Genomic DNA, 20,108 nt, shown 5'->3' with positions numbered 1-20,108 from the left:
CTTCGGCCTTCCTTCGCTTTCTCCGGCGGCGCTGGCCGCCTTAACGCAGACTTCTAGGGTTTTTCATGACGCGCTACATATTCGTCACGGGCGGTGTTGTTTCTTCATTGGGGAAAGGCATTGCCTCGGCTTCCCTGGCGGCCATCCTGGAAGCGCGGGGCCTGAAGGTCACCATGCTCAAGCTGGATCCGTACATCAACGTCGATCCGGGCACCATGAGCCCGTTCCAGCACGGTGAAGTGTTCGTCACCCACGATGGCGCCGAGACCGACCTCGACCTGGGCCACTACGAGCGGTTCATCCGCACCACCATGACCCAGAACAACAACTTCACCACCGGCCGCATCTACGAGCACGTACTGCGCAAGGAACGTCGTGGTGACTATCTGGGCGCGACCATCCAGGTCATCCCGCACATCACCGACGAAATCAAGCGTCGCATCATCAAGGGCGCCGGCGATGCCGACGTGGCCCTGGTGGAAATCGGCGGTACCGTGGGTGACATCGAGTCGCAGCCGTTCCTCGAGGCCATCCGCCAGCTGCGCGTCGAAGTGGGCTCCAAGCGCGCCATGCTGATGCACCTGACCCTGGTCCCGTACATCGCCACCGCTGGCGAGACCAAGACCAAGCCGACCCAGCACTCGGTCAAGGAGCTGCGCTCCATCGGCCTGCAGCCTGACGTGCTGATCTGCCGCTCCGACCACCCGGTCGATGCTTCGTCGCGTCGCAAGATCGCGCTGTTCACCAACGTTGAAGAGCGTGCGGTGATTTCGCTGGAAGACGTCGACACCATCTACAAGATCCCGGGCGTGCTGCACGCACAGGGCCTGGACGACTTCGTCGTCGAGCGTTTCGGCCTGCAGTGCAATGGCGCCGACCTGTCCGAGTGGGACAAGGTGGTCGATGCCAAGCTCAACCCCGAGCACGAAGTGACCATCGCCATGGTCGGCAAGTACATGGAGTTGCTGGATGCGTACAAGTCGCTGATCGAAGCGATGAGCCACGCCGGCATCACCAACCGCACCAAGGTCAACCTGCGCTACATCGACTCGGAAGACATCGAGAACCAGGGCACCAGCCTGCTCGAAGGCGCCGATGCCATCCTGGTACCGGGCGGTTTCGGCCTGCGCGGCGTGGAAGGCAAGATCACCGCGGTGCAATACGCCCGTGAGAACAAGGTGCCGTACCTGGGTATCTGCCTGGGCATGCAGGTGGCCGTGATCGAATTCGCCCGTAACGTGATGGGCTGGAAAGACGCCAACTCCACCGAGTTCGACCGCAACAGCGGCCACCCGGTCGTCGGCCTGATCACCGAGTGGGCCGATGCCACCGGTGCCGTCGAAACCCGCAGCGAAGCCTCCGACCTGGGTGGCACCATGCGCCTGGGCGCACAGGACTGCCAGCTGGCCGCCGGTTCCAAGGTGCACGACTGCTACGGCAAGGACGTGATCACCGAGCGTCACCGTCACCGCTACGAAGTGAACAACAACCTGCTGCCGCAACTGGTCGACGCCGGCCTGGTGGTTTCCGGCCGTTCCGAAGACGGTGCGCTGGTGGAAGTGGTCGAGTCCAAGGACCACCCATGGTTCGTCGCCTGCCAGTTCCACCCGGAATTCACCTCGACCCCGCGTGACGGCCACCCGCTGTTCAGCGGCTTCGTCAAGGCAGCCCTGGCTCAGAAGAACAAGGCCTGATCAATGACCCAGAAGATCATTCGCGTCGGTAACATCGAGATCGCCAACGACAAGCCGTTCGTCCTGTTCGGCGGCATGAACGTCCTGGAGTCCCGTGACCTGGCAATGAAGGTCTGCGAGGAGTACGTGCGGGTGACCGAGAAGCTCGGTATCCCGTACGTGTTCAAGGCCAGCTTCGACAAGGCCAACCGTTCGTCGGTAACCTCGTACCGTGGCCCGGGCATGGAAGAGGGGCTGAAGATCTTCGAAGAGATCAAGCGCACCTTCAACGTGCCGGTCATCACCGACGTGCACGAGCCTTACCAGGCCGAGCCTGTAGCCAAGGTGTGCGACATCATCCAGCTGCCGGCCTTCCTGTCGCGGCAGACCGACCTGGTGGTGGCCATGGCCAAGACCGGCGCGGTGATCAACATCAAGAAGGCCCAGTTCCTCGCACCCCAGGAAATGAAGCACATCCTGACCAAGTGCGAGGAGGCCGGTAACGACCAGTTGATCCTCTGCGAGCGTGGTTCGAGCTTCGGCTACAACAACCTGGTGGTGGACATGCTCGGCTTCGGCATCATGAAGCAGTTCGAGTACCCGGTGTTCTTCGACGTGACCCACGCCCTGCAGATGCCGGGTGGTCGCGCCGATTCCGCCGGTGGTCGCCGCGCCCAGGTCACCGACCTGGCCAAGGCCGGCATGAGCCAAGGCCTGGCCGGGCTGTTCCTCGAAGCCCACCCCGATCCGGACAACGCCAAGTGCGATGGCCCATGCGCCCTGCGCCTGGACAAACTGGAGCCGTTCCTGGCCCAGCTCAAGCAACTGGACGACCTGGTGAAAAGTTTTCCGACGGTAGAAACCGCGTAAAGCTCGATTCTCGGGTAAAGTACCGTCCGATCCACCCCTGACCAGTCGGTCAGGGGTTCCCTTCACCCGGCCTGCCCACTGCAAGTCCGCCCGGTGAACGGCAAGAATTTCCTAAGCTAAGTTGTTTTCGTCAATTCTGGAGTGCTTACAACAATGGCAAAAATCGTCGACATCAAAGGTCGTGAAGTTCTCGATTCGCGTGGCAACCCCACCGTGGAAGCCGATGTACTGCTCGACAACGGCATCATCGGCAGCGCCTGCGCGCCGTCCGGTGCTTCCACTGGCTCGCGCGAAGCGCTGGAGCTGCGTGATGGCGACAAGAGCCGTTACCTGGGCAAGGGCGTGCTGAAGGCCGTCGCCAACATCAACGGCCCGATCCGTGACCTGCTGCTGGGCAAGGACCCTGCCGACCAGAAGGGCCTGGACCGCGCCATGATCGAACTGGACGGTACCGAGAACAAGGCCAAGCTGGGCGCCAACGCCATCCTGGCCGTTTCCCTGGCTGCCGCCAAGGCCGCTGCCCAGGACCAGGACCTGCCGCTGTACGCGCACATCGCCAACCTGAACGGCACCCCGGGCCAGTACTCGATGCCGGTACCGATGATGAACATCATCAACGGTGGCGAGCACGCCGACAACAACGTCGACATCCAGGAGTTCATGGTTCAGCCGGTTGGCGCCAAGACCTTCTCCGACGGCCTGCGCATGGGTACCGAAATCTTCCACCACCTCAAAGCCGTGCTGAAGGCCCGTGGCCTGAACACCGCTGTTGGTGACGAGGGTGGTTTCGCCCCTAACCTGGCTTCCAACGAAGACGCCCTGGGCGCCATCGCCGAAGCTGTCGAGAAAGCCGGCTACAAGCTGGGCACCGACGTGACCCTGGCCCTGGACTGCGCGGCTTCCGAGTTCTACGAAGACGGCAAGTACAACCTGTCTGGCGAAGGCAAGTCGTTCGACGCCGAAGGCTTTGCCGAGTACCTGAAAGGCCTGACCGAGCGCTTCCCGATCATCTCGATCGAAGACGGCCTGGACGAGTCCGACTGGGCTGGCTGGAAGATCCTCACCGACAAGATCGGCACCAAGGTGCAGCTGGTTGGCGACGACCTGTTCGTGACCAACACCAAGATCCTCAAGGAAGGCATCGAGAAGGGCATCGGTAACTCGATCCTGATCAAGTTCAACCAGATCGGCTCGCTGACCGAAACCCTGGAAGCCATCCAGATGGCCAAGGCTGCTGGCTACACCGCGGTGATTTCGCACCGTTCCGGTGAAACCGAAGACTCGACCATCGCCGACCTGGCCGTGGGTACCGCTGCTGGCCAGATCAAGACTGGTTCGCTGTGCCGTTCCGACCGCGTTTCCAAGTACAACCAGCTGCTGCGCATCGAAGAGCAACTGGGTGCCAAAGCGGTTTACCGCGGTCGTGCCGAGTTTCGCGGCTAAGCAAGAGATGGTAAAAAGACAGCAGCCGGAGTTGTAGGAACGTTCGTACTGTTCTTTCCTACATTCCAACGGGTTTCTGTCGACGAAGCCTGGCCTCGGCCAGGCTTCGTGCTATTCGAGGCCCCGAAGTAAAAAGTACCCGGCAGCCTTTTTAACCTGGATAACGTGATGCGCAGTCCCTATTGGTTGTTCCTCGTCCTGCTCCTGCTGCTGGGTGGCCTGCAGTACCGCCTGTGGGTGGGTAATGGCAGCCTGGCGCAAGTGACCGAGCTGAAGCAGCAGATTGCCGAGCAGCATGCCGAAAACGAGCGCTTGCTCGAGCGCAACCGCGTGCTCGATGCCGAAGTGCTGGAGCTGAAAAAAGGCATGGAGACCGTTGAAGAGCGGGCTCGCCACGAATTGGGGATGGTCAAAGAGGGCGAAACCCTCTTCCAGTTGCCACAGAAATGATCGAAACCTTACCGGCCTTCTGGGCCGTGATTCCTGCTGCGGGCGTAGGTGCCCGCATGGCTGCCGACCGCCCCAAGCAGTACCTGGAGCTGGCCGGGCAGACCATTCTCGAGCACAGCCTCGACTGTTTTCTTGGCCACCCGATGCTCAAGGGCGTGGTGGTCAGCATTGCCGAAGATGATCCGTACTGGCCTCGCCTGCGCTGTGCCAGCGATCCGCGCATCCAGCGCGCCGCGGGTGGCCGCGAGCGTGCCGACTCGGTGCTCAATGCCTTGCTGATGCTGCATGCCCAAGGGGCGGCGGACAGCGACTGGGTGCTGGTGCATGATGCCGCGCGACCGAACCTGGCGCGCAGCGATCTGGACAAGCTGTTGTCGGAGTTGGCGGACGACCCGGTGGGTGGCCTGTTGGCGGTGCCGGCGCGCGATACCCTCAAGCGGGCCGATGCCGATGGCCGGGTGGGCGCTACCGTCGACCGCAGCACCATCTGGCAGGCCTATACGCCGCAGATGTTCCGCCTGGGGGCGTTGCATCGGGCGCTGGCCGAGTGCCTGGTGTCGGATGTGCTGGTAACCGACGAGTCCTCCGCCATCGAGTGGTCCGGCCAGGCGCCGCGGCTGGTCGAAGGGCGCAGCGACAACATCAAGGTGACCCGGCCGGAAGACCTGGAGTGGTTGCGCCAGCGTTGGGCAGGGCGCCGCTGAATTTCTTGCTCCTGTGCCGGCCTCTTCGCGGGTAAACCCGCTCCCACAGGTATCGCACATCCCTTCAGGTTTGCGCTGTACCTGTGGGAGCGGGTTTACCCGCGAAGAGGCCAGACCAGCCAGCACAAGGTTCAGTTCAAGCGATACTCCGGCAACCCCGCCAACCCTTCCTTCAGGTAATCCACCAGCCGCCGTACCTTCGGCGACAGATGCCGTTGCTGCGGATACAGCGCCCACACCGCGGTATTCGGTGGCTGGTGCGCCTCCAGCAACGATACCAGCGCACCACTGTTCAAGTGCTCCAGCACGTAATAATCCGGCAACTGGCACAACCCCATCCCCTGCAGCGTCGCGTCCAGCACCGCCTGCCCGCTGTTGCAACGCCAGTTGCCCTGCACTCGCTGGCTGATCTCGCGGCCGTCCTGTTGCAGCGCCCACAAATCCGAGCTGCCCACCAGGCAATTGTGCCGCGCCAGTTCCGACAGGCTGTGTGGCCGACCGTAACGTTCCAGGTAGGCCGGCGAAGCGCACAGGTACATGCGCCGGGGCGCCAGGCGGGTTGCCACCAGTCGTGAATCGGCCAACCGGCCCAGGCGGATGGCCAGGTCCATGCCTTCGTGCACCAGGTCGAGGGTGTGGTTGCTCAGTTCCACATCCACCCGCAGCTGCGGGTACAGCGCCATGAACCGTGTCACCAGCGGCACGATGAAGCGCTCGCCATAAGCCACCGCGCAGGTCATGCGCAGCAACCCCTTGGGCTCGCTGGCCAGGTCGCCCATGGCGCGCAGGGCTTCCTCGCGGCCATCCTGCAGGCGCTGGCAGTGCTGCAGGAATGTCTGCCCGGCCTCGCTCAGGGTCACCCGCCGGGTACTGCGGTACAGCAGGCGCGTCTGCAGCCGTTCCTCCAGCCGGGCGATCTGCCGGCTGATGTGCGACGAGGAAACCCCCAGGCGCTCGGCGGCCGCGGTGAACTGGCCCGACTCGGCCACGGCGACGAACTCGTCGATGCCTTCCCAGCGGCTGCTCATTGATTATCCCTGTATGGCAATAATGTTTTGTCTTTGGCCGGATTATTCATCAAAAGGCGGTGAATTACACTGCCAGACTGAATCGACCCTCTGTCTGGAGACCTTTGATGATCAAGTCCCGTGCTGCCGTAGCCTTCGAAGCCAAGAAACCCCTGGAAATCGTCGAAGTCGACGTGGCCATGCCCAAGGCCGGTGAAGTGCTGCTGCGCGTGGTCGCCAGCGGTGTCTGCCACACCGACGCCTACACCCTGTCGGGCGCCGACCCGGAGGGCATCTTCCCGTCGATCCTCGGGCACGAAGGTGGCGCGATCGTCGAGGCGGTAGGCGAGGGCGTCACCTCGGTCGCCGTCGGTGACCACGTCATCCCGCTGTACACCCCGGAATGCGGCAAGTGCAAGTTCTGCCTCTCGGGCAAGACCAACCTGTGCCAGGCCATCCGCGCCACCCAGGGCAAGGGCCTGATGCCGGACGGCACCACGCGCTTCTCCTACAAAGGCCAGCAACTGTTCCACTACATGGGTACCTCGACCTTCTCCGAGTACACCGTGCTGCCGGAAATCTCCGTGGCCAAGATCCAGAAAGAAGCGCCGCTGGAAAAGGTCTGCCTGCTGGGTTGTGGCGTCACCACCGGTATCGGCGCGGTGCTCAACACCGCCAAGGTCAAGCCGGGTGACACCGTGGCCATCTTCGGCCTGGGCGGCATCGGCCTGTCGGCAGTGATCGGTGCGGTCAAGGCCAAGGCGTCGCGCATCATTGCCATCGACATCAACCCGGCCAAATTCGAAATCGCCCGCCAGCTGGGTGCCACCGACTGCATCAACCCGAAAGACTACGACCGCCCGATCCAGGAAGTGATCGTCGACCTCACCGACGGCGGCGTGGACTTCTCCTTCGAGTGCATCGGCAACGTGCAGCTGATGCGTGCTGCGCTGGAGTGCTGCCACAAGGGCTGGGGCGAGTCGGTGATCATCGGCGTGGCCGGTGCCGGCCAGGAAATCGCCACTCGTCCGTTCCAGCTGGTCACCGGCCGTGTATGGCGTGGTTCGGCGTTCGGTGGCGTACGTGGGCGCAGCGAGCTGCCAAGCTACGTGGAAATGTCCGAGAAGGGCGAGATTCCGCTGGATACCTTCATCACCCACACCATGGGCCTGGAAGACATCAACAAGGCCTTCGACCTGATGCACGAAGGCAAGAGCATTCGCAGCGTGATCCACTTCTGAGGTTTGCCATGAGCCTGGATAACATCTCCTGCCAGAAGAGCTTCGGCGGCTGGCACAAGCGTTACCGGCATCACTCCAAGGTGCTGGGCTGCGACATGGTGTTCGCCGTCTACCTGCCGCCGCAGGCCGAACAGGGCGAGAAGCTGCCGGTGCTGTACTGGCTCAGCGGCCTCACCTGCACCGACGAGAACTTCATGCAGAAGGCCGGCGCCCAGCGCCTGGCCGCGGAGCTTGGGTTGATCATCGTTGCCCCCGACACCAGCCCGCGTGGCGAGCAGGTGCCGGGCGACCCGGACGGTGCCTGGGACTTCGGCCTGGGTGCCGGCTTCTACCTCAATGCTACTCAGCAGCCCTGGGCCCAGCACTACCGCATGCACGACTATGTGGTGGAGGAGTTGCCCGCGTTGATCGAGGCGCACTTCCCGGCTTCGGGCGAGCGCAGCATCAGTGGCCACTCCATGGGTGGGCATGGCGCGCTGGTGTGCGCCTTGCGCAACCCGGGGCGCTACCGCTCGGTGTCCGCATTCTCGCCGATCAGCAACCCGATGGATTGCCCGTGGGGCGAGAAAGCCTTCAGCCGCTACCTGGGTGAAGACCGTGCGCGCTGGCGCGAGTGGGATGCCAGCGTGCTGCTGGCCGAAACCCCGGCCGGCGAATGCCCGCCGTTGCTGGTGGACCAGGGCGACCGCGACGACTTCCTCGAGAAGCAGCTCAAGCCTGAAGCCCTGGAGCAGGCGGCACGCAAAGGTGGGCATGAACTGACCCTGCGCCTGCAGCCTGGCTATGACCACAGCTACTACTTCATCGCCAGCTTCATCGAGGAGCACCTGCGTCATCATGCGGTGGCCTTGGGGCGGGTGTAAGGCGTAGCTGTGGTGCTTGCTTCATCGCAGGCAAGCCAGCTCCCACCTCGACCGCATGGGCCTCGGACCTGTGCCGTACCTGTGGGAGCTGGCTTACCGGCGATGGGCTGCGAAGCAGCCCCAATGCCTCAAAAGCAGGTAGAATCACGCCCTGACTCATTCAGGGCGTTTTTCTATGCGTATTGGCCACGGCTACGATGTGCACCGTTTCTGCGACGGTGATTTCATTACCCTGGGCGGGGTGCGTATCCCCCACAAATACGGCCTCCTGGCCCACTCCGATGGCGACGTGCTGCTGCACGCCCTGAGCGATGCCTTGCTTGGCGCGGCGGCGCTGGGTGACATCGGTAAACACTTCCCCGACACCGATCCACAGTTCAAGGGCGCCGACAGCCGGGTGCTGCTGCGCCATGTGGTCGGCATCGTCCAGGCCAAGGGCTGGAAGGTCGGCAACATCGACGCCACGATCGTCGCCCAGGCGCCGAAGATGGCCCCGCACATCGAGACCATGCGCAAGCTGATCGCCGAAGACCTGCAGGTCGAACTCGACCAGGTCAACGTCAAGGCTACCACCACCGAGAAGCTCGGCTTCACCGGCCGCGAGGAGGGCATCGCCGTGCATTCGGTAGCCCTGCTGCTGCCAGCATGACCGAACTGGAACTGCTGGGCCCGCGCGCATCGGGCGAACCACTGGGTACCGCCGTCCTCAAGGCGGTGGCCGAGGATTTCCAGGTCGACGAGGTGCTGGACATCCCCCTCTCGGGCCAGGGCGAACACCTGTGGCTGTGGGTCGAGAAGCGTGACCTGAACACCGAAGAGGCGGCCCGCCGCCTGGCCCGTGCCGCTGGGGTGCCGGTGCGCACGATCAGCTACGCCGGCCTCAAGGACCGCCAGGCCCTGACCCGCCAGTGGTTCAGCCTGCACCTGCCCGGCAAGGCCGACCCGGACCTGTCGCGTGCCGAGGATGCCAGCCTGCGTGTGCTCAAGCAGGTGCGCCACCAGCGCAAGCTGCAGCGCGGTGCGCATTCGGCCAACGGCTTCACGCTGCGCCTGACTGCCCTGGCTGCCGATCACCAGGCGGTGGATGCACGCCTGGAACAGCTCAAGCAGCACGGTGTGCCGAATTATTTCGGCACCCAGCGCTTCGGCCACGGTGGCGGCAACGTTCACGACGCTCTCGATTGGGCCGCACGCAAGGCCCTGCCTGAACAGCGCAACGTGCGTTCGCGGTTGCTCTCGGCCGGGCGCAGCTACCTGTTCAACCAGGTGCTGGCAGCCCGTGTTGCCGACGGCAGCTGGGCGCGTGCGCAGGTGGGCGACCTGTTGGCGTTCACCACGAGTCGTAGCTTCTTTCCTGCTGGGGAGTCGGAATGTTCCGATCCTCGTCTGGCGATCCTTGACCTGCATCCGACCGGCCCGCTGTGGGGGGCAGGCGATTCGCCGGCTACGGGGAGTACTGCGCAACAAGAGGATGCGATCGCCGCACGGCAGCCGGCACTTTGCCAGTGGCTGGCCTTGGCGGGCATGGATCACGAACGACGCATTCTGCGGCTCCCTATTGGCGGTCTTACGTGGCATTATCCGGAGCCTGATATCCTGCAACTGGAATTCGTCCTTCCGGCCGGATGCTTCGCCACCGTGGTGGTGCGCGAAGTCGTGGATCTGGTGTCGGCGGGGCAGACGGACAGCTCATGCGTATTCTGATTTCGAACGACGACGGTGTTACCGCACCCGGCATCGCCGCGCTGCACGCTGCGCTGGCGGATTACGCCGAGTGCGTGGTTATTGCCCCGGATCAAGACAAGAGCGGCGCCAGCAGTTCGCTGACGCTGGACCGGCCACTGCATCCGCAGACCTTGGCCAATGGCTTCATCAGCCTCAACGGCACGCCGACCGACTGCGTGCACCTGGGGCTCAATGGGCTGTTGCCACAGGCGCCGGACATGGTCGTGTCGGGGATCAACCTCGGTGCCAACCTGGGCGACGACGTGCTCTATTCGGGCACGGTCGCGGCCGCGTTGGAAGGCCGTTTTCTTGGCGGTACCTCGCTGGCGTTTTCGCTGTTGTCGCGCCAGCCGGACAACCTGCCAACCGCGGCCCATATCGCCCGCCGCCTGGTCGAGGCGCAGTCGCGCCTGGCCTTGCCGCCGCGCACCGTGCTCAACGTCAACATCCCCAACCTGCCGCTGGAGCACATTCGTGGCATCCAGCTCACCCGCCTCGGTCACCGGGCGCGGGCGGCGGCGCCGACCAAGGTGGTCAACCCGCGCGGCAAGGAAGGCTACTGGATCGCCGTGGCCGGGGATGCCGAGGACGGTGGCCCGGGTACCGACTTCCACGCGGTGATGCAAGGCTATGTATCGATCACTCCGCTGCAGCTCGACCGCACCTTCAGTGATGCCTTCGAGCAGCTCGACGGTTGGCTGGAGGGCCTGCTCTGATGCGCGAGGACGATATGCTGCGGCGTGGCATCGGCATGACCTCCCAGCGTACCCGGGAGCGGCTGATCCAGCGCCTGTGCGAGGAGGGCGTTTCGAACACCAAGGTGCTCGACGTGATCCGTCGTACCCCGCGCCACCTGTTCGTCGACGAGGCGCTGGCGCATCGCGCCTACGAAGACACCGCGCTGCCGATCGGCCACAACCAGACCATCTCGCAACCGTTCATGGTTGCTCACATGAGCGAGCTGCTGCTCGAGGCCGGGCCGCTGGACAAGGTGCTGGAGATCGGCACCGGCTCGGGCTACCAGACGGCAATCCTGGCCCAGTTGGTCGAGCGGGTGTTCTCGGTGGAACGCATCAAGGTGTTGCAGGACCGGGCCAAGGAGCGCCTGGTGGAACTGAACCTGCGCAACGTGGTGTTCCGCTGGGGCGACGGTTGCGAAGGCTGGCCGGCGCTGGCGCCGTACAACGGCATCATCGTCACCGCCGTGGCGCCGGAAGTGCCGCAGGCATTGCTCGACCAGCTGGCGCCCGGTGGCCGTATGGTGATCCCGGTGGGGCCAGCCGGCGAAACCCAGCAGCTGATGCTGATCGTGCGCGAGGAGCATGGATTCTCCCGCCGCGTGCTGGGGGCAGTGCGCTTCGTACCGCTGCTCAACGGCCCGCTGGCCTGAACACTGCAGGTTCGAGCCGCGCGATATTTTTGCGCCAGCACCGAATTCTTGCAGCAACGCCCTGTCTATCTGGCGGGGTGAAGCGCTAGCGCACAGCGTGTGCCATGGCTTTGCAGCAGTCTTTCACCAACCCTGCCAATGCGGGCGGGCTTGGTTATAATTGCAATAATATTGCATTTCTTGTCTTCATATCGTTTTCGGCACCATGAGGGGAGCGCGGGTGGGTCACACAGTCATTCGGCAGCGCAAGGACGGGTCGGGTTTCACGCTTCTGGTGATTGCACTGGCCATGGGCACGCTACTGGTGGGTTGCTCGAGCACCAGCAGCAACAGCGCGCGGGTGGTCGACCGCAGTAACACCGTGCCCAAGCGCCCGGCGGTAACCACCGGGCAGTACATCGTCAAACCTGGCGATACGCTGTTCTCCATTGCCTTCCGTTATGGCTGGGACTACAAGGAACTGGCTGCGCGCAACGGCATCGCGGCGCCTTACACCATTCGCCCGGGGCAAGCGATTCGTTTCAGCAGCGGCTCTACCGGCAGCACCACGGTGGTGTCCAGCCCGTCGTCGTCGAGCAAGACCACGGTCATCCGGCGGCCTGTGGGCAGTACCAGCACACCCCCTGCCAGTACCAGCAAACCGGCCACGCCGGCAGCCTCCAGCAGCGCCCCGGTGGTCGCCACGGTGCCTGCCGCGGAGCGCGCGGTAGGCGGCTGGACCTGGCCTGCCAATGGCGTGCTGATTGGAAAATTCGCTTCAAACGGTAGTTTGAATAAAGGCATTGATATCGCCGGTGATTTGGGACAGCCTGTTTTTGCTGCGTCTGATGGTGCAGTGGTGTACGCCGGGAGTGGCTTGAGGGGCTACGGCGAACTGATCATCATCAAGCACAGCGATACCTACGTCAGTGCCTACGGCCATAACCGCAGGCTGTTGGTTCGGGAGGGGCAGCAGGTCAAGGCAGGGCAGTCGATTGCTGAAATGGGGTCCACGGGCACAGATCGGGTGAAGCTGCATTTCGAGATTCGCCGCCAGGGCAAACCCGTCGATCCGCTCCAGTTCCTGCCACGTCGTTGACCGTTGTACCCGGCCTGTTCCTGTGATGTAGAGGGGACAGGCTCCAGCGCTGCCAGGGAGATAGGTGCCGCTCGAGTCTGAGTTCGAACTCAGCAAAGGACTATAACAATGGCTCTCAGTAAAGAAGTGCCGGAGTTTGACATCGACGATGACCTGCTTCTGATGGAGACGGGTATCGTTTTGGAAACGGATGTGGTGTCAGACGAACCTGCTGTATCTTCGGTTCGGACGAGGGCCAAGTCGGGCTCTTCGCTCAAGCAACACAAGTATATCGATTACAGCCGGGCGCTCGATGCCACCCAGTTGTATCTCAACGAGATCGGATTCTCGCCTCTGCTTTCGCCGGAAGAGGAAGTGCACTTTGCGCGCCTGTCGCAAAAGGGCGACCCTGCCGGCCGTAAGCGCATGATCGAAAGCAACCTGCGTCTGGTTGTAAAAATTGCCCGTCGTTACGTGAACCGCGGCCTGTCGCTGCTCGACCTGATCGAGGAGGGCAACCTGGGGCTGATCCGTGCCGTCGAAAAGTTCGACCCGGAGCGTGGTTTCCGGTTCTCGACCTATGCGACCTGGTGGATTCGCCAGACCATCGAGCGGGCCATCATGAACCAGACCCGCACCATTCGCCTGCCGATCCACGTGGTCAAGGAACTGAACGTCTACCTGCGCGCTGCGCGTGAGCTGACCCAGAAACTGGACCACGAACCCTCGCCAGAAGAAATCGCCACGCTGCTGGAGAAACCGGTCGCCGAGGTCAAGCGCATGCTGGGCCTGAACGAGCGGGTGTCTTCGGTGGATGTGTCGCTCGGCCCGGACTCGGACAAGACCCTGCTCGATACCCTGACCGACGACCGCCCGACCGACCCGTGCGAACTGCTGCAGGATGACGACCTGTCGCAGAGCATCGACCAATGGCTGGGCGAGTTGACCGACAAGCAGCGTGAAGTGGTGGTGCGCCGCTTTGGCCTGCGCGGGCATGAAAGCAGTACCTTGGAAGATGTCGGCCTGGAGATTGGCCTGACCCGTGAGCGGGTGCGGCAGATCCAGGTCGAGGGGCTCAAGCGTTTGCGTGAGATCCTCGAGAAGAACGGCCTGTCCAGTGAGTCGTTGTTCCAGTAGCGGAAGCCTGCAACACAAAGCGCCCCGATGATTTCGGGGCGTTTTTGTATGTTTCGATCAGAGGTGCCCCATTCAAAATTTCCGGGGGCGCTTTGCGCCCCTTTCGCGACACAAGGCCGCTCCCACAGGTATTTCATCGCCTTCGAATGCGCCACTATCCTGTGGGAGCGGCCTTGTGTCGCGAAAGGGCTGCAAAGCAGCCCCAAGACATTATGTACTGCGCTACCCCAGTAACATCGCGTGTAAGCCTTTGCTTACTTGTTTTGTAAGCCTTCTATGTACGCTTCAGTAAATCATTGTCGTATCCAGATCCTGCGTTTTCCCAACTCATTGAAAAACCTGGCTTATTCAGCTGTGAGGAAATGTGTCACCTGCAACACCCTGTGAGGTTTAGCGCTTGCCCGCCCGGTTCAAGTCGCTAGTATTCGAACTGTGCACAGGGACATGCACAGGCTTTCAGGAGGAAAGCCAGGGACGTCGCAAGAGGCGATTTCATCAGGATGATGTTTGGGACAAGCAGGGACTACGGAAAAAATGTGGGCGGGTCAAACCGCCCCTTTTTTTTGCCTGCAGAAAACAAAAAAGGCCCCAAGGGGCCTTTTTCGTGTCCGGACGCTATCAGCGCTCCAGGTCTGCAATCTTGCCAGTCTTGCCATCCCACTCTTCAGCGTCCGGCAGGGCGTCCTTACGCTCGGTGATGTTCGGCCAGATTTCCGCCAGTTCGGCGTTCAGCTCGATGAAGTTCTCCATGCCCGCAGGCACTTCGTCTTCCGAGAAGATGGCTTGCGCTGGGCATTCCGGCTCGCACAGGGCGCAGTCGATGCACTCGTCCGGGTGGATGACCAGGAAGTTCGGGCCTTCGTAGAAGCAGTCCACCGGGCAGACTTCCACGCAGTCGGTGTATTTGCATTTGATGCAGTTGTCGGTGACGACGAAGGTCATTTCTAATTCTCTCCTCAGGCGACGGCGGCGGCCCTTCCTCTCAGGGCCGCGCGGTTTGCGGGCATGTGGCTGCAGGCCAGGCTAATAACCTGCAGCACCAGCAAACCGCGGCGGATTCTACCAGCTTGTAGTGGGCGCCGTTATAACAGGTTCTTTAGTTGATATAGCATTTCGATAGCTTGACGCGGGGTCATGTCGTCCAGCTGCAGCTTGCCCAGCTTCTCGATGGCGGGGTGTGGCAGGCTGGCGAACAGGTCGCTCTGGTGCGGGACCTGTGGCACGTCCTTGGCCTTTTGGGCCGGGGGCTGTTCATGCGGCAGGCTGGTGGTTTCCAGCCTTGCCAGGTGTTCACGGGCACGCTGGATGACGGCCGTCGGCACGCCGGCCAGCTGCGCCACGGCCAGGCCGTAGCTCTGGCTGGCAGGGCCAGGCAGCACGTGGTGCAGGAACACGATGCGTTCGTTGTGCTCGGTGGCGTTCAGGTGCACGTTGGCCACCAGCGGCTCGCTTTCCGGCAGCACGGTGAGCTCGAAGTAGTGCGTGGCGAACAGCGTGTAGGCACGCAGCTGGGCCAGGCGCTCGGCGGCGGCCCAGGCCAGCGACAGGCCGTCGAAGGTACTGGTGCCACGGCCCACTTCGTCCATCAGCACCAGGCTGCGGTCGGTGGCGTTGTGCAGAATGTTGGCGGTTTCGCTCATCTCGACCATGAAGGTCGAGCGGCCGCCGGCCAGGTCGTCGCTGGAGCCGATGCGGGTGAAGATGCGGTCGACCAGCGACAGCTCGCAGCTGGCAGCCGGCACGAAGCTGCCGATATGCGCCAGCAGCACGATCAGGGCGGTCTGGCGCATGTAGGTGGACTTACCGCCCATGTTCGGGCCGGTGATGATCAGCATGCGTGTGCTGTTGTCCAGGCCCAGGTCGTTGGCCACGAACGGCGTGGTCAATACCTGTTCCACCACAGGGTGGCGGCCCTGCTCGATGCGCAGGCACGGCTCGTCGACGAAGCGCGGGCAGTTCAGGTCCAGGTTCAGTGCACGTTCGGCCAGGTTGCTGAGCACGTCCAGTTCGGCCAGGGCGGCGGCGCTGTCCTGCAGCGGTGCCAGGTGGCTGATCAAGGTTTCCAGCAGGGCGTCGTAGAGCATCTTTTCGCGGGCCAGGGCGCGGCTCTTGGCCGACAGGGCCTTGTCCTCGAACGCCTTCAGCTCCGGGGTGATGAAGCGCTCGGCGCCTTTCAGGGTCTGACGGCGGATGTAGTCGCCCGGGGCCTGCTCGGCCTGCTTGGTCGGCAGCTCGATGAAGTAGCCATGCACCCGGTTGTAGCCGACCTTGAGGTTGGCCAGGCCGGTGCGGGCCTTTTCCCGGGCTTCCAGGTCGATCAGGAACTGGCCCGCGTTCTCGCTGATCGCCAGCAGCTCGTCCAGTTCGTTGTCATAGCCGGCCTTGAGCACGCCGCCATCGCGGATCACCGCCGGCGGGTTGTCGATGATCGCCCGTTCCAGCAGGCTGGCCAGTTCGGGGTAGGTGCCGGTAATGGCGGCCAGGCGTGCCAGGTGCGGCGCCTCCAGCTCGGCCATGGCGTTCTGCAGCTCGGGCAGCGCGCCCAGGGCATCGCGCAGGCGTGCCAGGTCGCGTGGGCGGGCGTTACGCAGGCCGATACGGGCGAGAATCCGCTCGATATCGCCGATTTCCTTGAGCTGCGGCTGCAGCTTCTCGAAGCGGTAGCCGTCGAGCAGGCAGCGGATCGAATCCTGGCGTGCCTGCAGCACCTTGAGGTCGCGCAACGGGCGGTTCAACCAGCGGCTCAGCAATCGGCTGGCCATGGCGGTCTGGCAGCGGTCGATCACCGACTGCAGGGTGTTGTCACGGCCGCCGGCGAGGTTGATGTCCAGCTCCAGGTTGCGGCGGCTGGCGCCGTCGAGGATGACCGTGTCGTCCAGGCGTTCGTGGCGAAGGCTGCGCAGGTGCGGCAGGGCGGTGCGCTGGGTTTCCTTGGCGTAGATCAGCAGGCAACCGGCGGCGCCGATGGCCAGGGTCAGCTTGTCGCAGCCAAAACCCTTGAGGTCCTTGGTCGCGAACTGCTGGCACAGGGCCTTGCGCGCCGAGTCGCGGTCGAAGTCCCATGGCGCACGGCGACGGGCGCCCGGGCGTTTCTCGGCGGGCAGGTCGCGCGGCCAGTCGTCGGGGATCAGCAGCTCGACCGGGTTCAGGCGCTCGAGCTCGGCCAGCAGGTTTTCCCAGCCCTTGATCTCCTGCACGCTGAAGTTGCCACTGGTGATGTCCAGTACGGCCAGGCCGAACAGGCGCTCGTCACCGAGCAGCGCGGCAATCAGGTTGTCGCGACGCTCGTCGAGCAGGGCCTCGTCGCTGACCGTACCCGGGGTGATGATGCGCACCACCTGGCGTTCCACCGGGCCCTTGCTGGTGGCGGGGTCGCCAATCTGCTCGCAGATCACCACCGATTCGCCGAGCTTGACCAGCTTGGCCAGGTAGCCTTCCAGCGAATGGAACGGAATCCCGCACATGGGGATGGACTGGCCGGCCGACTGACCGCGCGCGGTCAGGGTGATGTCCAGCAGCTTTGCGGCTTTTTTCGCATCTTCGTAGAAGATCTCGTAGAAGTCGCCCATGCGGTAGAACATCAGCTGGTCCGGGTGCTGGTTCTTCAGCTTCCAGTACTGCTGCATCATCGGGGTGTGTGCGGAGAAATCGGAAATTGCTTTATTCATCAAGGGCTTAGAAAGTAGGTCTCAATGTTGTGGGGCAAATTGGGGCGTTCTGTGTTGCATGCGCGACGCCGAGACCCACCGGATTTTTCAAGCCGCATAGGTTAACACGGCTACCCGGCAGGCTGTACCTGCAAGTCCGGCGAGTGTGCAGGGATGCACTGAAGGCATGTTGACAGAAGCGCAACTGGGCCGAGCACTGTCGCTCACCGATGAAGAATATCTGGCGTAGTGTGCTGCGGCTGAATTTCTGATTGGGTGTGGGCTTGAGGTGCATGCCTTGAGCGGTTTGGCGCCTGTGAGATCGAGCGCCGCCCGCGCGGCGCATCGCCGGCAAGCCGGCTCCCACATCTGTTTCGGGCCAGTCATGCCTGTGACTCCTCCGCTGCCCGCCTTGTTTGCCCGACTCGATATTGAGGCGATACCCAAGGGTCGCGCGCCGGTGCCCCAGGAGTAATTGGCCCGAAACAGATGTGGGAGCCGGCTTGCCGGCGATGCGCCGCGCGGGCGGCGCTCGGTCTCATGGGCGATAAAAATCTCAAGGCGAACACCCCAGGTCCCGCGCGCCGTTCGATGCCCTTTCCTCGCATCCAAAATGCTAGGGTAGAGGCCAGCCTTCAAGGAGCCCGACATGGACCCGATCACCACGCTTGCCACCCGCCTGGGTGAACACCTGCGCCGCTTCAACGCGCAGGTGACCACCGCCGAATCCTGCACCGGTGGCGGCATCGCCGAGGCCATCACCCGCGTGCCCGGCAGCTCGGCCTGGTTCGAGGCTGGGTACGTGACCTATTCCAACACCCAGAAAACCCGTCAGTTGGGAGTGCCCGCGGCGTTGTTCGGCCAGGTTGGCGCGGTCAGCCAGGAAGTGGTCGAAGCCATGGTCCGCGGCGCCCAGGCCGCCAGCGGCGCGCGCTTTGCCGTGGCGGTGAGCGGCGTGGCCGGGCCGGACGGTGGTTCGCCGGCCAAACCGGTGGGCACCGTGTGGCTGGCCTGGGGCGACGGCAACCATGTGTTCAGCGAGCGGCGCCAGTTCGACGGCGACCGCGAGGCGGTGCGCCGACAGACGGTGATCGCCGCGTTAGACGGCTTGTTACAGCTTGGTGCCGAGTAAATCGACGACAGGGGTTTGCGCGGGCGCTTGCCTGTGGAATAATACTGGCTACTTATACAGGTATTCCGGCCGTCAGGGCCAAGTCGAACACGTGAGGATTTCAATGGACGACAACAAGAAGCGCGCCTTGGCTGCGGCCCTGGGTCAGATCGAACGCCAATTCGGCAAGGGCGCCGTCATGCGCATGGGCGACCACGAGCGCCAGGCTATCCCTGCCATCTCCACCGGCTCGCTGGGCCTGGACATCGCCTTGGGCATTGGCGGCCTGCCAAAAGGCCGTATCGTCGAGATCTACGGCCCGGAATCGTCGGGTAAGACCACGCTGACCCTGTCGGTCATCGCCGAAGCCCAGAAAAACGGCGCCACCTGCGCCTTCGTCGACGCCGAACACGCCCTCGACCCTGAGTACGCCGGCAAGCTGGGCGTCAACGTCGACGACCTGCTGGTTTCGCAGCCGGACACCGGCGAACAGGCCCTGGAAATCACCGACATGCTGGTGCGTTCCAACGCTGTTGACGTAATCATCGTCGACTCCGTGGCTGCTCTGGTACCGAAGGCCGAGATCGAAGGCGAGATGGGTGACATGCACGTGGGCCTGCAGGCGCGCCTGATGTCCCAGGCGCTGCGCAAGATCACCGGTAACATCAAGAACGCCAACTGCCTGGTCATCTTCATCAACCAGATCCGTATGAAGATTGGCGTGATGTTCGGCAGCCCGGAAACCACCACCGGTGGTAACGCCCTGAAGTTCTACGCCTCGGTGCGTCTGGATATCCGCCGTACCGGCGCGGTCAAGGAAGGCGACGAGGTGGTCGGTAGCGAAACCCGCGTCAAGATCGTCAAGAACAAGGTTTCGCCGCCATTCCGTCAGGCCGAGTTCCAGATCCTCTACGGCAAGGGTATCTACCGTAACGGCGAGATCATTGACCTGGGTGTTTCCCAAGGCCTGGTCGAGAAGTCCGGGGCCTGGTATGCCTACCAGGGCAACAAGATCGGTCAAGGCAAGGCAAACGCTGCCAAGTACCTGGCTGAGAACCCGGCTATTGGTGCCGAGATCGAGAAGCAGATTCGCGAGAAGCTGCTGACCTCTGGTGCTGTTGCGGCTGCTGGTAAGGCTGCTGCTGCCGAAGCCGATGCCGATGACATGGCCGACGCTGACGCCGGTTATTGATTGCGCGGTAGATAGCCGAACATGTCCGCCGTACTCGACACCCCCGTCGCCATTCGGCGGACAGCCATGGACCTGCTCGCGCGACGTGAGCACGGTCGCGTCGAGCTGACGCGCAAGTTGCGTCAGCGCGGCGCTTCGGACGAGCTGATCGAGCCTGAACTCGACCGGCTCGCCGAAGAAGGGCTGCTTAGCGAAGCCCGTTACCTCGAAAGTTTCATCCGATACCGTTCCAGCTCCGGCTACGGCCCTGCGCGTATTCGCGAAGAGCTAGGCCAGCGCGGTTTGGCGCGTGCTGATATCGAGCAGGCGCTACGCGAGAGCGAAGTGGATTGGGGCGAGCGCATGCGTGACGTTTGGCAGCGCAAGTTTGCTGGCCAGCGCCCGCAAGATCCCCGCAGCCGTGCCCAGCAGACCCGGTTTCTGGCTTACCGGGGTTTCCCCATGGACATGATCGGCCGTCTGCTCAGTGGGCGTGATATCGACGACTACTGAAGGCTGGGGCCGCTTTGCGGCCCTTCGCGGGCTTGCCCGCTCCCACAGGTTTGGTGCAAGGTTCAGAAAATGCGCGGTCCCTGTGGGAGCGGGCAAGCCCGCGAAG

19 protein-coding genes are annotated in these 20,108 nt (G+C 63.3%); 16 read left to right on the top strand and 3 right to left on the bottom strand.

The genetic code is table 11. From position 1 onward, the window contains the following. The first annotated feature begins 65 nt into the window (after window positions 1–65). The 5 genes from RYH74_RS21840 to ispD all read left to right on the top strand — a co-directional run bounded on the left by RYH74_RS21840 (window position 66) and on the right by ispD (window position 5,140). A complete protein-coding gene (locus RYH74_RS21840; RefSeq protein ID WP_025337984.1) occupies window positions 66–1,694 on the top strand; it encodes a CTP synthase in 1,629 nt (542 codons plus the stop codon). A gap of 3 nt (window positions 1,695–1,697) precedes the next feature. Then, the gene (gene kdsA / locus RYH74_RS21835; RefSeq protein WP_025337985.1) at window positions 1,698–2,543 is read left to right on the top strand and encodes a 3-deoxy-8-phosphooctulonate synthase; all 846 of its coding nucleotides are present in this window, start codon (window positions 1,698–1,700) and stop codon (window positions 2,541–2,543) included. A 153-nt stretch (window positions 2,544–2,696) separates the two neighbouring features. Then, window positions 2,697–3,986: a phosphopyruvate hydratase gene (gene eno / locus RYH74_RS21830; RefSeq protein ID WP_025337986.1), complete on the top strand. Its 1,290-nt coding sequence runs from the start codon at window positions 2,697–2,699 to the stop codon at window positions 3,984–3,986. A gap of 168 nt (window positions 3,987–4,154) precedes the next feature. Then, the gene (gene ftsB / locus RYH74_RS21825; protein WP_004375443.1) at window positions 4,155–4,436 is read left to right on the top strand and encodes a cell division protein FtsB; all 282 of its coding nucleotides are present in this window, start codon (window positions 4,155–4,157) and stop codon (window positions 4,434–4,436) included. Continuing rightward, complete coding sequence (gene ispD / locus RYH74_RS21820) at window positions 4,433–5,140, top strand: 2-C-methyl-D-erythritol 4-phosphate cytidylyltransferase (protein WP_085619276.1); 708 nt, start codon at window positions 4,433–4,435, stop codon at window positions 5,138–5,140. The genes ftsB and ispD overlap by 4 nt, the downstream gene beginning before the upstream one ends. 131 nt (window positions 5,141–5,271) lie before the next feature. On the opposite strand, the gene RYH74_RS21815 is transcribed toward ispD, so the two are convergent. Continuing rightward, window positions 5,272–6,168 (bottom strand): LysR substrate-binding domain-containing protein, encoded by an 897-nt coding sequence (locus RYH74_RS21815; protein WP_317410112.1) that lies wholly within the window; start codon window positions 6,166–6,168, stop codon window positions 5,272–5,274. Window positions 6,169–6,275: 107 nt separating this feature from the next. Between RYH74_RS21815 and RYH74_RS21810 the strand changes: the two genes are divergently transcribed. The 8 genes from RYH74_RS21810 (at window position 6,276) to rpoS (ending at window position 13,560) form a co-directional block, all read left to right on the top strand. Then, window positions 6,276–7,388, top strand: coding sequence for an S-(hydroxymethyl)glutathione dehydrogenase/class III alcohol dehydrogenase (locus RYH74_RS21810; protein ID WP_016712915.1), 1,113 nt, complete (start codon window positions 6,276–6,278; stop codon window positions 7,386–7,388). A gap of 8 nt (window positions 7,389–7,396) precedes the next feature. Further along, window positions 7,397–8,251 carry an S-formylglutathione hydrolase gene (gene fghA / locus RYH74_RS21805; protein ID WP_025337989.1) on the top strand — a complete coding sequence of 285 codons (855 nt, stop codon included), beginning with the start codon at window positions 7,397–7,399 and terminating at the stop codon, window positions 8,249–8,251. A 175-nt stretch (window positions 8,252–8,426) separates the two neighbouring features. Continuing rightward, on the top strand, window positions 8,427–8,900 hold the full coding sequence (gene ispF, locus RYH74_RS21800) for a 2-C-methyl-D-erythritol 2,4-cyclodiphosphate synthase (protein ID WP_015269207.1): 474 nt from the start codon (window positions 8,427–8,429) through the stop codon (window positions 8,898–8,900). Further along, the gene (truD, locus tag RYH74_RS21795; RefSeq protein WP_085593278.1) at window positions 8,897–9,955 is read left to right on the top strand and encodes a tRNA pseudouridine(13) synthase TruD; all 1,059 of its coding nucleotides are present in this window, start codon (window positions 8,897–8,899) and stop codon (window positions 9,953–9,955) included. Before ispF ends, truD begins: the two co-directional genes overlap by 4 nt. Further along, a complete protein-coding gene (gene surE / locus RYH74_RS21790; RefSeq protein WP_025337991.1) occupies window positions 9,943–10,692 on the top strand; it encodes a 5'/3'-nucleotidase SurE in 750 nt (249 codons plus the stop codon). Before truD ends, surE begins: the two co-directional genes overlap by 13 nt. Before the next feature lie 35 nt (window positions 10,693–10,727). Then, window positions 10,728–11,366, top strand: a complete 639-nt coding sequence (locus RYH74_RS21785) for a protein-L-isoaspartate(D-aspartate) O-methyltransferase (protein ID WP_015269209.1) — start codon at window positions 10,728–10,730, stop codon at window positions 11,364–11,366. A 220-nt stretch (window positions 11,367–11,586) separates the two neighbouring features. Then, window positions 11,587–12,444, top strand: coding sequence for a peptidoglycan DD-metalloendopeptidase family protein (locus RYH74_RS21780; protein WP_317410111.1), 858 nt, complete (start codon window positions 11,587–11,589; stop codon window positions 12,442–12,444). A 108-nt stretch (window positions 12,445–12,552) separates the two neighbouring features. Continuing rightward, complete coding sequence (rpoS, locus tag RYH74_RS21775; protein ID WP_013971277.1) at window positions 12,553–13,560, top strand: RNA polymerase sigma factor RpoS; 1,008 nt, start codon at window positions 12,553–12,555, stop codon at window positions 13,558–13,560. A 618-nt stretch (window positions 13,561–14,178) separates the two neighbouring features. On the opposite strand, the gene fdxA is transcribed toward rpoS, so the two are convergent. Both fdxA and mutS read right to left on the bottom strand, forming a co-directional pair. Continuing rightward, on the bottom strand, window positions 14,179–14,502 hold the full coding sequence (gene fdxA, locus RYH74_RS21770) for a ferredoxin FdxA (RefSeq protein ID WP_004375459.1): 324 nt from the start codon (window positions 14,500–14,502) through the stop codon (window positions 14,179–14,181). A gap of 140 nt (window positions 14,503–14,642) precedes the next feature. Next, window positions 14,643–17,216, bottom strand: a complete 2,574-nt coding sequence (mutS, locus tag RYH74_RS21765; RefSeq protein WP_075046894.1) for a DNA mismatch repair protein MutS — start codon at window positions 17,214–17,216, stop codon at window positions 14,643–14,645. Window positions 17,217–17,856: 640 nt separating this feature from the next. Between mutS and RYH74_RS21760 the strand changes: the two genes are divergently transcribed. The 3 genes from RYH74_RS21760 to recX all read left to right on the top strand — a co-directional run bounded on the left by RYH74_RS21760 (window position 17,857) and on the right by recX (window position 20,002). Then, window positions 17,857–18,339, top strand: a complete 483-nt coding sequence (locus RYH74_RS21760; RefSeq protein WP_025337995.1) for a CinA family protein — start codon at window positions 17,857–17,859, stop codon at window positions 18,337–18,339. A 103-nt stretch (window positions 18,340–18,442) separates the two neighbouring features. Continuing rightward, the gene (gene recA, locus RYH74_RS21755) at window positions 18,443–19,510 is read left to right on the top strand and encodes a recombinase RecA (protein WP_015269214.1); all 1,068 of its coding nucleotides are present in this window, start codon (window positions 18,443–18,445) and stop codon (window positions 19,508–19,510) included. 21 nt (window positions 19,511–19,531) lie between these two features. Beyond that, window positions 19,532–20,002, top strand: coding sequence for a recombination regulator RecX (gene recX, locus RYH74_RS21750; RefSeq protein WP_085619270.1), 471 nt, complete (start codon window positions 19,532–19,534; stop codon window positions 20,000–20,002). The last annotated feature ends 106 nt before the right edge of the window (window positions 20,003–20,108 follow it).

This window comes from Pseudomonas sp. LSJ-87 (assembly GCF_032971465.1).
In the GTDB taxonomy this organism is placed as follows: domain Bacteria; phylum Pseudomonadota; class Gammaproteobacteria; order Pseudomonadales; family Pseudomonadaceae; genus Aquipseudomonas; species Aquipseudomonas putida_Z.
This window is presented reverse-complemented; position numbering and strand designations above follow the sequence as displayed.

Coding starts and splice junctions, on each gene's coding strand:
- RYH74_RS21840 (WP_025337984.1), top strand. CDS start 66: ATGACGCGCTACATATTCGTCACGGGCGGTGTTGTTTCTTCATTGGGG.
- kdsA (WP_025337985.1), top strand. CDS start 1,698: ATGACCCAGAAGATCATTCGCGTCGGTAACATCGAGATCGCCAACGAC.
- eno (WP_025337986.1), top strand. CDS start 2,697: ATGGCAAAAATCGTCGACATCAAAGGTCGTGAAGTTCTCGATTCGCGT.
- ftsB (WP_004375443.1), top strand. CDS start 4,155: ATGCGCAGTCCCTATTGGTTGTTCCTCGTCCTGCTCCTGCTGCTGGGT.
- ispD (WP_085619276.1), top strand. CDS start 4,433: ATGATCGAAACCTTACCGGCCTTCTGGGCCGTGATTCCTGCTGCGGGC.
- RYH74_RS21815 (WP_317410112.1), bottom strand. CDS start 6,168: ATGAGCAGCCGCTGGGAAGGCATCGACGAGTTCGTCGCCGTGGCCGAG.
- RYH74_RS21810 (WP_016712915.1), top strand. CDS start 6,276: ATGATCAAGTCCCGTGCTGCCGTAGCCTTCGAAGCCAAGAAACCCCTG.
- fghA (WP_025337989.1), top strand. CDS start 7,397: ATGAGCCTGGATAACATCTCCTGCCAGAAGAGCTTCGGCGGCTGGCAC.
- ispF (WP_015269207.1), top strand. CDS start 8,427: ATGCGTATTGGCCACGGCTACGATGTGCACCGTTTCTGCGACGGTGAT.
- truD (WP_085593278.1), top strand. CDS start 8,897: ATGACCGAACTGGAACTGCTGGGCCCGCGCGCATCGGGCGAACCACTG.
- surE (WP_025337991.1), top strand. CDS start 9,943: ATGCGTATTCTGATTTCGAACGACGACGGTGTTACCGCACCCGGCATC.
- RYH74_RS21785 (WP_015269209.1), top strand. CDS start 10,728: ATGACCTCCCAGCGTACCCGGGAGCGGCTGATCCAGCGCCTGTGCGAG.
- rpoS (WP_013971277.1), top strand. CDS start 12,553: ATGGCTCTCAGTAAAGAAGTGCCGGAGTTTGACATCGACGATGACCTG.
- fdxA (WP_004375459.1), bottom strand. CDS start 14,502: ATGACCTTCGTCGTCACCGACAACTGCATCAAATGCAAATACACCGAC.
- RYH74_RS21760 (WP_025337995.1), top strand. CDS start 17,857: ATGGACCCGATCACCACGCTTGCCACCCGCCTGGGTGAACACCTGCGC.
- recA (WP_015269214.1), top strand. CDS start 18,443: ATGGACGACAACAAGAAGCGCGCCTTGGCTGCGGCCCTGGGTCAGATC.
- recX (WP_085619270.1), top strand. CDS start 19,532: ATGTCCGCCGTACTCGACACCCCCGTCGCCATTCGGCGGACAGCCATG.